This is a genomic window from Delftia sp. GW456-R20, assembly GCF_001622915.1.
Lineage (GTDB): Bacteria > Pseudomonadota > Gammaproteobacteria > Burkholderiales > Burkholderiaceae_C > Comamonas > Comamonas acidovorans.
On record NZ_LWCN01000004.1, the window covers coordinates 4160898 to 4170794 of the forward strand.

12 protein-coding genes are annotated in these 9897 nt (G+C 65.8%); 9 read left to right on the forward strand and 3 right to left on the reverse strand.

What is annotated here, in order from left to right; genetic code table 11:
• The first annotated feature begins 128 nt into the window (after positions 1 to 128).
• Positions 129 to 881: a hypothetical protein gene (locus tag A4F85_RS23930; RefSeq protein ID WP_063327885.1), complete on the forward strand. Its 753-nt coding sequence runs from the start codon at positions 129 to 131 to the stop codon at positions 879 to 881.
• 17 nt (positions 882 to 898) lie between these two features.
• Here the strand turns inward: A4F85_RS23930 and A4F85_RS23935 are convergent, their stop codons facing one another.
• Positions 899 to 1456: an adenine phosphoribosyltransferase gene (locus A4F85_RS23935; protein ID WP_012207849.1), complete on the reverse strand. Its 558-nt coding sequence runs from the start codon at positions 1454 to 1456 to the stop codon at positions 899 to 901.
• 97 nt (positions 1457 to 1553) lie between these two features.
• Here A4F85_RS23935 and A4F85_RS23940 point away from each other — a divergent pair, with 97 nt between their 5' ends.
• Genes A4F85_RS23940 through A4F85_RS23955 form a run of 4 tightly spaced genes read left to right on the forward strand, consistent with a single transcriptional unit; the run spans position 1554 to position 4571 of the window.
• The gene (locus A4F85_RS23940; protein ID WP_013804807.1) at positions 1554 to 2555 is read left to right on the forward strand and encodes a KpsF/GutQ family sugar-phosphate isomerase; all 1002 of its coding nucleotides are present in this window, start codon (positions 1554 to 1556) and stop codon (positions 2553 to 2555) included.
• Positions 2555 to 3115, forward strand: coding sequence for a KdsC family phosphatase (locus A4F85_RS23945; protein WP_012207847.1), 561 nt, complete (start codon positions 2555 to 2557; stop codon positions 3113 to 3115). Before A4F85_RS23940 ends, A4F85_RS23945 begins: the two co-directional genes overlap by 1 nt.
• Entirely contained in the window at positions 3112 to 3729 is a 618-nt protein-coding gene (gene lptC, locus A4F85_RS23950) for an LPS export ABC transporter periplasmic protein LptC (protein ID WP_013804806.1), read from the forward strand. Before A4F85_RS23945 ends, lptC begins: the two co-directional genes overlap by 4 nt.
• 41 nt (positions 3730 to 3770) lie before the next feature.
• Positions 3771 to 4571, forward strand: coding sequence for an SDR family oxidoreductase (locus tag A4F85_RS23955; protein ID WP_063327886.1), 801 nt, complete (start codon positions 3771 to 3773; stop codon positions 4569 to 4571).
• Positions 4572 to 4675: 104 nt separating this feature from the next.
• Here A4F85_RS23955 and A4F85_RS29870 read toward each other — a convergent pair whose 3' ends face one another.
• Entirely contained in the window at positions 4676 to 5212 is a 537-nt protein-coding gene (locus A4F85_RS29870) for an RNA recognition motif domain-containing protein (protein WP_082848255.1), read from the reverse strand.
• 255 nt (positions 5213 to 5467) lie between these two features.
• A complete protein-coding gene (locus tag A4F85_RS23965; RefSeq protein WP_012207843.1) occupies positions 5468 to 5842 on the reverse strand; it encodes an RNA recognition motif domain-containing protein in 375 nt (124 codons plus the stop codon).
• 493 nt (positions 5843 to 6335) lie between these two features.
• Here A4F85_RS23965 and A4F85_RS23970 point away from each other — a divergent pair, with 493 nt between their 5' ends.
• From A4F85_RS23970 to A4F85_RS23985, 4 genes are all read left to right on the forward strand, one after another.
• On the forward strand, positions 6336 to 6914 hold the full coding sequence (locus A4F85_RS23970) for a TMEM165/GDT1 family protein (protein ID WP_034397481.1): 579 nt from the start codon (positions 6336 to 6338) through the stop codon (positions 6912 to 6914).
• Positions 6915 to 7020: 106 nt separating this feature from the next.
• The gene (metX, locus tag A4F85_RS23975) at positions 7021 to 8169 is read left to right on the forward strand and encodes a homoserine O-succinyltransferase MetX (protein WP_012207841.1); all 1149 of its coding nucleotides are present in this window, start codon (positions 7021 to 7023) and stop codon (positions 8167 to 8169) included.
• Positions 8166 to 8750 (forward strand): methionine biosynthesis protein MetW, encoded by a 585-nt coding sequence (gene metW / locus A4F85_RS23980; protein ID WP_012207840.1) that lies wholly within the window; start codon positions 8166 to 8168, stop codon positions 8748 to 8750. Before metX ends, metW begins: the two co-directional genes overlap by 4 nt.
• Before the next feature lie 72 nt (positions 8751 to 8822).
• Positions 8823 to 9897 (forward strand): glycerophosphodiester phosphodiesterase (locus A4F85_RS23985; protein ID WP_197485508.1); only part of this gene is annotated, 1075 nt, incomplete at its 3' end.

Below are 9897 nucleotides of genomic sequence, written 5' to 3' on the forward strand. Positions count from 1 at the left end.
GGTGACAGGCCGGCCTTTGCGCTGCGACAAATTGATACAGCGGTTTTGCTGCGCCCGTGCTCGAAATGTCGCAAAGTTGCAGGCACAATGCCGCGAGTTTGTGACTATTCGTGACAATGAGAGCCCCCATGTCTGTGTTCAACTGGTTTTCCCGCAAGCCTGTGCCGGAGCAGGGCCGTGGTTCGCCCGGAGACGATGGCCAGGCCAGTGCCGTGGCGCGTCGTGATGCAGGGCCCGGCGGGCGCCGCAGCGAGCGTTCCGAGCGCCGTGAGCAGCTCTACGGTGTGGTGCGCGATGTCATGGTGCGTGCCGGTGTGTTGTCCGCCAGCTACAAGTTCAAGGTGCTCTCGCTGGACAACGTGGGCCAGCGCTTCGTGGTGATGATGGACCTGGCGCGGGCCTATGCCAGCGAAACCGCGCGGCTCAGCGAGATCGAGGCCATGCTGGCCCAGGCGGCCAAGGCCCGCATGGGTGCGGTCGTGACGGCCGTGTACTGGCGGGTCAGCGACCAGAACGCTACAGCCCAGGCCCAAGCCCAGGTGCATTCCGCGGCGACGCGCGCCCCGCGTCCCGCCCCGCCCATGGCCGTGCCGGTGGCGGCCTCGATGGAGGCGGCAGCGCCCCAGCGCCGCAGGCAGGACATGGCGCCCTTCGAACCCATAGACGATCAGGAAATGGCAGCCTTCAAGCTCGCCGTGGCGGCCATGCCCGCAGCCGGGCGGGGAGCGGGTTCTGCAGGCTCTGCTGCAGCGGCTCCCGCTGGTGTGCGCCGCTCGGGCCCCTTGCTCGGGCCGGGCGCAGGCGATCGCGGTGCGGACTTTCCCCACAGCACGCTGGACCACCTGGACCTGGGCGTCACCCAGTACGGCGAACTGCGCTGACCGGGCTGCGGCCTGGCTCAGTGGCCGGCGAAATCCACCAGCGTGAACAGCGGCAGTCCACTATCGCGCAGCAAGGTGGAGCCGCCCAGCTCGGGCAGGTCCACGATGGCCGCACCCTCGATCACGGTGGCGCCGAGTTTTTCCAGCAGCCTTTTGCCGGCCATCATGGTGCCGCCGGTGGCGATCAGGTCGTCGATCAGCAGCACGCGGTCGCCCGCCTTGACGGCGTCGGTGTGCAGCTCCACTGTGGCACTGCCGTATTCGAGTTCATAGGTTTCCTCCACCGTGGTGAAGGGCAGCTTGCCCTTTTTGCGGATGGGTACAAATCCCACGCCCAGCTCGTGGGCCACCACGGCACCCAGGATGAAGCCGCGCGCATCGAGCCCGGCCACCACATCGGGGCGCATGCCACGCTGCATGTAGCGGTGCACGAAGGCGTCGGTCATCACGCGAAAGACCTGCGGGTCCTGCAGCAGCGGCGTGATGTCGCGGAACTGCACGCCGGGCGCCGGCCAGTCGGGAACGGTGCGTATGTGCGTGCGCAGGTAGTCGTTGACGCTGGGGGTGGTATGCATGGCGCTGGATCGGGGGCTGGAGAAGACGGGCCAGTGTACCCAGGCGCCCGATGGCGACCGCCGCCGCCGGATGGCCAGACCGCCTAAAATCATCCAGATGAATTCTGATGCTGCCACCCTGGATGCGCTGGACACGCCCCGTGCCCTGCGCCTGGCCCGCGACACCCTGGGCATCGAGGCCGATGCCCTTCAAGCCATGTCGCAGCGCCTCGATGGCGTGTTCGGCGAAGTGGTGCAGCGCATCCTGCGGCTGTCCGGCCGCGTCGTCGTGATGGGCATGGGCAAGAGCGGCCATGTCGGGCGCAAGGTGGCCGCCACCCTGGCTTCCACGGGCACGCCTGCGTTCTTCGTGCATCCGGCCGAGGCCAGCCATGGCGATCTGGGCATGGTGACCGGCATTGACCTGGTGCTGGCGCTGTCCAACAGCGGCGAGGCCGATGAGCTCGCTGCGCTGCTGCCGGCCATCAAGCGCCAGGGCATTGCGCTGGTGGCCATGACCGGCGGCGCGCAATCCACGCTGGCCCGCCATGCCGACTGGGTGCTGGACACCCGTGTCGAGCGCGAGGCCTGCCCCCTGAACCTGGCGCCCACGGCCAGCACCACGGCGCAGATGGCCATGGGCGACGCCCTGGCCGTGGCCCTGCTCGATGCGCGCGGCTTTGGCGCCGAGGACTTTGCGCGCTCCCATCCGGGCGGTGCGCTGGGCCGCAAGCTGCTGACCCATGTGCGTGATGTCATGCGCAGCGGCAATGAGCTGCCGAAGGTCGGGGCCGATGCCAGCTTTGTCGAACTGATGCGCGAGATGAGCGCCAAGGGCCTGGGCTGCTCGGCCATCGTCGATGCGGCAGGCGTGCTGCAGGGCATCTTCACCGACGGAGACCTGCGCCGCCGCGTGGAGGCCGGCACCGACCTGCGCGCGCTGCAGGCCGGCGATGTCATGCACAAGGGGCCCCGCACCATCGCCGAAGACGCGCTGGCCGTGGACGCCGCCAGCATGATGGAGGAGCACGGCATCACCGCGGTGCTGGTGGCCGATGCGCAGCGCCAGCTGCGCGGCGTGGTCCATATCCGCGACCTGATGCGCGCCAAGGTGATCTGATGGCACGCGCTCCTTTGACGCCCGTGCAGAACTGGGACGCACAACTGCTGCTGCTGGCACAGGATGTGCGGGTGGCCTTCTTCGATGTCGATGGCGTGCTCACCGATGGCGGCCTGCTGTTCTCTGGCGAAGGCGAGGTGCTCAAGCGCTTCAACACGCTGGACGGCCATGGCCTGAAACTGCTGCAAAAGGCCGGCATCACGCCCGCCGTGGTGACGGGCCGCGATTCGCCGGCCCTGCGCCTGCGGCTGAGCAACCTGGGCGTCACGCATGCGCGCTTTGGCACGGAAGACAAGGTGCCTGCCGCCGAGGCCATTCTGGGCGAGCTGGGCCTGCAGTGGCACCAGGCGGCAGCCATGGGCGACGACTGGCCCGACCTGCCCGTGATGCGCCGCTCCGCCTTTGCCTGCGCGCCGGCCAACGCCCATGACGAGGTGCTGGCCGTGGCCGACTGGATCACGCCGCGCAGCGGTGGCGAAGGGGCGGTGCGCCAGCTGTGCGACCTGCTGCTGGCCGCGCGTGGCGCCTATGCCGGGCTGCTGGCGGAATACGCATCATGATCCAGGCTTGGCGCCGCGTCGGTGACCGGCTTTCCCTGTACCTGCCCGTGCTGCTGATGGGCCTGCTGGCGCTGGGCACCTGGTGGCTGGTGCGCAATGCACCGCAACCCGTGGCCAGCGGCACCGAAAAGGCCGTGGCGCATGAGCCCGACTACTTCATGAAGGATTTCTCGATCAAGAGCTTCGACGCCACGGGGCGGCTCAAGAGCCAGATCGAGGGCAGCATGGGCCGCCACTATCCGGATACCGACACCCTCGAAATCGACAACGTGCGCATGTTCGCGGTCTCGCCTGAAGGCCGCATCACGCGCGGCAGCGCCAAGCGGGCGCTGAGCAATGCCGATGGTTCCGAGGTGCAGATGTTTGGCAATGCCGTCGTCACGCGCGAGCCATTTGTGACAGCAGGTAAACAACCGCAGCCGCAGTTGCAATTCCAGGGCGAATTCCTGCACGCCTGGCCCAACGAGGAGCGCGTGAGTTCCAACCAGCCCGTGGTGCTGACCCGTGACAAGGACCGTTTCACGGCCGACAGCATGCAGTACAGCAACCTGGATCTGGTGATGAAGCTGCAGGGCCGCGTGCGCGGCACCCTGCAGCCGTCCAGGACCAAGTAAGGCGCCAGCGCAAGCGCAGGCCTGCCGATGGAGAACAAGCCATGACGACATCCTCGCGCAGCCCGGCACCCCTGGCCTTCATCACCGGCGCATCCAGCGGCATAGGCCAGGCCCTGGCCTGGCATGCCTACCAGCAAGGCTGGTCGCTGGCACTGGTTGCGCGGCGTGGCGACGTGATGGCGCAATGGGCTGCGCAGCAGGGCCTGGAGGCGTCGCGCTTCGCCATCTACGAGGCCGATGTGGCCGTGCCCGACAGCATCATCGCTGCCGCCCGGCGCTGTGAGCAGCAGCAGGGCCTGCCCGATGTCGTGATTGCCAATGCCGGCGTCAGCTGGGGTGTGGACACCTCGATGCGCGAGGATATCGACACCATGCAGCAGGTGCTGGCCGTCAACACCATGGGCGTGGCGGCCAGTTTCCATCCCTTTATCGCGCCCATGGTGCGGCGTGGCAGCGGGCAGTTGGTCGGTATCGCCAGCGTGGCCGGGCTGCGCGGCCTGCCGGGACATGGTGCTTATTGCGCCAGCAAGGCTGCAGTCATTGCCTATTGCGAAAGCCTTCGCGGTGAATTGCGCAGTAGTGGCGTAAAAGTCACTACATTGCTTCCTGGTTATGTAGATACACCCCTCACACGCGGTAACCGCTATGGCATGCCATTCCTATTGCAGCCCCATGAGTTTGCTGCAAGGGCCTGGCGTTCCATTGATGACGGGCGCAGCCTGGCCATCATCCCCTGGCAAATGGCGTGGGTTGGCCGTTTGATGAAAATTCTGCCAAACCCCTTGTTTGATCGGCTGCTTGTAGGACGAAAGCGCAAACATCGTCATTCGAAAAATCCCTGAAGCTCGTCGTGCCCAGGGAATATGTTCATGCATAAACTTGCACCCGCAAAAAAGGCTCCCTGAAGGAGCCTTTTCTTGTTTGGGAGAACATGGAGACCGGGGTCTCATTCTCCGTTGTTATTGTTGTTTCCCCAGCCGCCGCCACGGCCGCCATTGCGTGGGCCAGAGCCATAGGGGCTGCGGAAACCACCATCGCCACGGCCGCCGTAGCCGCCGCCTCCACCGCCGTCACCACGGCCATAGCCACCACCGCCGCCACCGCCATCGCTTCGTCCGTAGCCTCCGCCATCACCGCGGCCACCGCCACCGTAGCCACCGCCGCCGCCATCCCCACGGCCATAGCCGCCACCACCGCCGCCGCCACCAAAGCCGCCCGAGCGCGGGGGACGGGGTTCCATGGGGCGCGCTTCGTTCACCACGAGGCTGCGCCCGCCCAATGGCTGGCCATTCATGCCTTGAACGGCTGCCTGTGCCTCGGCATCGCTGCCCATTTCGACAAACCCGAATCCCTTGGAGCGGCCTGTGTCGCGTTCCATCATGACCCGGGCGCTGGTGACAGCGCCGAACTGGCTGAATGCCTGCTCCAAGTCGTTGTCACGCACACCATAGGGAAGGTTGCCGACGTAAAGCTTATTGCCCATCAAAAACTCCTCAACTCCTCAATGCTCACTGGTTTGCGCTCGGCTTCAGGACGCACAGACATCAGGTTCTTTGTATACAAGAGCCTGTCCAACCTTCCTAAACACATAGCGTTCGAACGGGTCTGCCCGAAACCAAATTATGAAGCACAAAAATCAAAAAGATAAATGCTCGAAAACACAAGCTGATAACGTTTGGCAACAAAAAAGGGGCCCGAAGGCCCCATTTTTTTGCTAACGCAAGCTCTAAGCGAGTGCTTAGTAGCTGTTGCGACGGCCGCCGCCACCGCCGTAGCCGCCGTCACGGTTGCCGCCGCCGAAGCCGCCGCCACCGCCGCCGCCACCAAAGCCGCCGCCGAAGCCGCCGCTACGGGGAGCGCGGGGCTCCATCGGACGGGCTTCGTTGACCACCAGGTCACGGCCGCCGCGGTTTTGGCCGTGCAGGCCTTGGATAGCAGCTTGTGCTTCGGCATCGCTGCCCATTTCGACGAAGCCGAAACCCTTGGAACGGCCGGTGTCGCGCTCCATCATCACTTTGGCGCTGTTGACGGCGCCGAATTCGCTGAAGGCTTGCTCCAGATCGCTGTCACGGAAGGTGTACGGCAGGTTGCCGACGTAAAGCTTGTTGCCCATGGAGGACTCCTGAAAAAACTGGAAAACGCGATGGAGCCCTAGGGAGTCAACACGGGATGACAACGTTAGAGACGCAAACGCACTCGCCCTCATTGAGCCGAAGCCCGAACGAAAGCCTGCCCATTATGTGGCAGAAGTTTTCGCACGTTATTACTGTTTCGCAAAAATTCGTCGTGCCCGCCACAGAATGCCCCTGGGAGTAACCCTGAAATTGCGGCAGCGCATAAGCAAGTGCCGTGGCGGCAGTGGTGGTCGGCATGCGGAACAGGGTGCTGCTATGATCGTCGCCTCAGTCTTTGGGGAGTAGATCGTTCGGCTCAGTAGCCGGATGCATGCGTCAACAAACTTGGGCCTTCGCTGGCCTATGGCGTATGCGGCGTGCAGTGCAATGCTGCGTGTGACCGATCGAGACCATTGACCGCGCACCGATCCAAAGGCCGGAGTCGGAGCGTGGTCAATGCGTGCTCTATCCGGCCGGATAAATCCCCACACCATGGAAGCCTTCCTGATTTCAACCTCCGTCGTCGCACTTGCCGAGATGGGGGACAAGACCCAGCTGCTGTCGCTGGTGCTCGCCGCGCGTTTTCGCAAACCCTGGCCCATCGTTGCGGGCATTTTCGTGGCCACGCTGGTCAACCATGCGCTGGCCGGTGCCGTGGGCGCCTGGATCACCAGCTACCTGGGCGAGAACGCCATGCGCTGGATCCTGGGCCTGTCCTTCATCGCCATGGCGATCTGGATGCTGATCCCCGACAAGCTCGACGAGGACGAGGTCTCCGGGCATTCGCGCTGGGGCGTGTTCGGCACCACGCTGGTGGCCTTCTTCCTGGCCGAGATGGGCGACAAGACACAGATCGCCACCGTGATGCTGGCGGCCAAGTACAACGCCTACCTGTGGGTGGTGGCCGGCACGACGCTGGGCATGATGCTGGCCAACGCGCCTGTGGTGTGGCTGGGCGACAAGCTGGTCAAGCGCGTGCCCATACGCCTGGTGCATGTGGTGTCGGCCGTGATCTTCCTGGTGCTGGGCGTGCTGGCCCTGTTCCTTCCGGGGACGGGCGTTTTGGCATAATGAGCCTTCATGCGCCGATTTGCTTCTGCTTGCGGGCGCTTTATAAATCCTGCTAAAGACGACACCAGAGAACCCGGCCTCGTTTTTAGCGATGCCGGGTTTTTTCATGTCCTTCATCGCCACACCACAAACCATGCACTTCGACGAGCCACTGCCGCTGCAGGGCGGCGGCTCGATCCGGGACTACGACCTCGCCTACGAGACCTACGGGCAGCTCAATGCCGATCGCAGCAACGCGGTGCTGGTCTGCCATGCGCTCAATGCCTCCCACCATGTGGCAGGCGTCTACGAGGGCCAGGCCAAGAGCGAGGGCTGGTGGGACAACATGATCGGCCCGGGCAAGCCCGTGGATACGAACCGGTTCTTCGTGATCGGCGTGAACAACCTGGGCTCGTGCTTCGGCTCGACCGGCCCCATGCACGCGCATCCCGACACCGGCAAGATCTATGGCGCCGACTTCCCCGTGGTCACGGTGGAGGACTGGGTGGACGCCCAGGCCCGGCTGCTGGACCGGCTGGGCATTGGCCAGCTGGCCGCCGTGCTGGGCGGCAGCCTGGGCGGCATGCAGGCGCTGTCGTGGTCGCTGCGCCATCCTGACCGCATGCGCCACGCCGTGGTCGTGGCCAGCGCGCCCAACCTCAATGCCGAGAACATCGCCTTCAACGAGGTGGCGCGCCGCGCCATCGTCACCGACCCGGATTTCCACGGCGGGCATTTCTACGAGCACGGCGTGGTGCCGGCGCGGGGCCTGCGCATCGCCCGCATGATCGGCCACATCACCTACCTCAGCGACGACGTGATGAACCAGAAGTTCGGCCGCCAGCTGAGGGAGGGGCTGGACCTGAAGTACAGCACGCAGGACGTGGAGTTCCAGATCGAGAGCTACCTGCGCTACCAGGGCGAGAAGTTCAGCAGCTACTTCGACGCCAACACCTACCTGCTGATCACGCGTGCGCTCGATTATTTCGACCCGGCGCGCGCGCATGGCGGCGACCTGACCCGGGCGCTGTCCGTGGCCAAGGCCGGCTTCCTGCTGGTGAGCTTCACCACCGACTGGCGCTTTGCCCCCGCGCGCAGCCGCGAGCTGGTCAAGTCGCTGCTGGAGAACAACCGCGACGTCAGCTACGCCGAGATCGACGCGCCCCACGGCCATGACGCCTTCCTGCTCGACGACCCCCGCTACATGAAGGTGATGCGCTCCTACTTTGACAACATCGCCCAGGAAACCACGACAGCCGCCAAGGAGGCCGCATGACCGAGCTGAACACCATGCAGGCGATTGCGCGCCTGATCCCCAAGGGCTCGCGCGTGCTCGACCTGGGCTGCGGCGATGGCGCCCTGCTGTCGCACCTGCAGCGCGAGCGCGGCTGCACCGGCTACGGCGTGGAGCTGGACGATGCCAATGTGCTGGCCTGCGTGCGCCGGGGCGTGAACGTGCTGCAGCTGAACCTGGAGGACGGCCTGGCCATCTTCCAGGACAACAGCTTCGACGTGGTGCTGCAGATCGATACGCTGCAGCATCTGCGCAATGCCGAGACCATGCTGCAGGAGACGGCGCGCATAGGCCGCGCGGGCATCGTCGCCTTCCCCAACTTCGCGCACTGGCCCAACCGCCTGTCCGTGCTGCGCGGGCGCATGCCGGTGACGCGGCGCCTGCCCTACCAGTGGTATGACACGCCCAATATCCGCGTGGGCACCTACAAGGACTTCGAGGTGCTGGCCACCCGCAACCGGCTGCGCATCCTGGACTCCTTCGGCTTGCAGGATGGCCGCAGCGTGCGCACCCTGCCCAATCTCATGGCGGGCACGGCCGTCTTCCATTTCGAGCACGCCTGAGCGGCGGTCCGGTCCATGCCCGTGTCATGGGTGGCGCGCACAATCGACGGATTGCGAACCCGAAAGGCAGACATGAACCGCTTCCCACGCCGCCGCGCGCTGGCCCTGGCCGGCGCGGCCGCCGGCCTGCTGCTGGCAGGCTGCGCCACGCCGCAGGCCGCCAATCCCCCATCGCAGGCCGCGGACTGGCCTCCCCGGCCCGCGCTGATCGCGCACCGCGGCGCATCGGCACTGCGGCCAGAGCACACGTTGGAGGCCTACCGGGAGGCCATACGCGCGGGCGCCGACTTCATCGAGCCCGATCTGGTCATCACGCGCGATGGCGTGCTGGTGGCGCGGCATGAGAACGCCATCGCCATCCTGGCGGCCGACGGCAGCCTCAAGGAGGCCACGACCAACGTGGCCGACCGCCCCGAGTTCGCGGCGCGCAAGACCACCAAAACCATCGACGGGCAGGCGATCACGGGCTGGTTCGTGGAGGATTTCACGCTGGCCGAGCTGAAGACGCTGCGTGCGCGTGAACGTATCCCGGCGATCCGCCCGGCGAATGTGCAGTTCAACGACCGTTTCGAGGTGCCCACGCTGCAGGAGGTCATCGACCTGGCAAAGGCGGAGAGCGCGCGCACGAACCGCACCATAGGCATCTATCCCGAGACCAAGCACCCGAGCTACTTCCAGTCCATCGGCCTGCCGCTGGAGCCCGTGCTGCTGAAGCTGCTTGCGGACAACGGCTGGAACCATGCGCAGGCGCCAGTCTTCGTGCAGTCCTTCGAGGTCGAGAACCTGCGCTGGATCCGTGCGCGCAGCAGCCTGCGCCTGGTGCAATTGCTGGCGCCCAAGGGCAAGCCCTATGACAGCATGGCACGCGGCACGGGCCCCGGCTATGCCGACATGGTCACGCCCGCAGGCCTGGCCGAGATTGCGCGCTACGCCAACGGCATCGGGCCGAGCAAGAGCATGGTGATCCCCGTGGTGCAGGGCGCCAATGCGGCGCCCACGGCACTGGTGGCCGATGCCCACCGTGCGGGGCTGCTGGTCCATCCCTGGACGCTGCGGCCCGAGAACGCCTTCCTGCCCCTGAGCCTGAAATCGCCGCCCGCACAGGACGGCACCCGGCGCGGCAATGCGCGCGCCGACATGGACGATT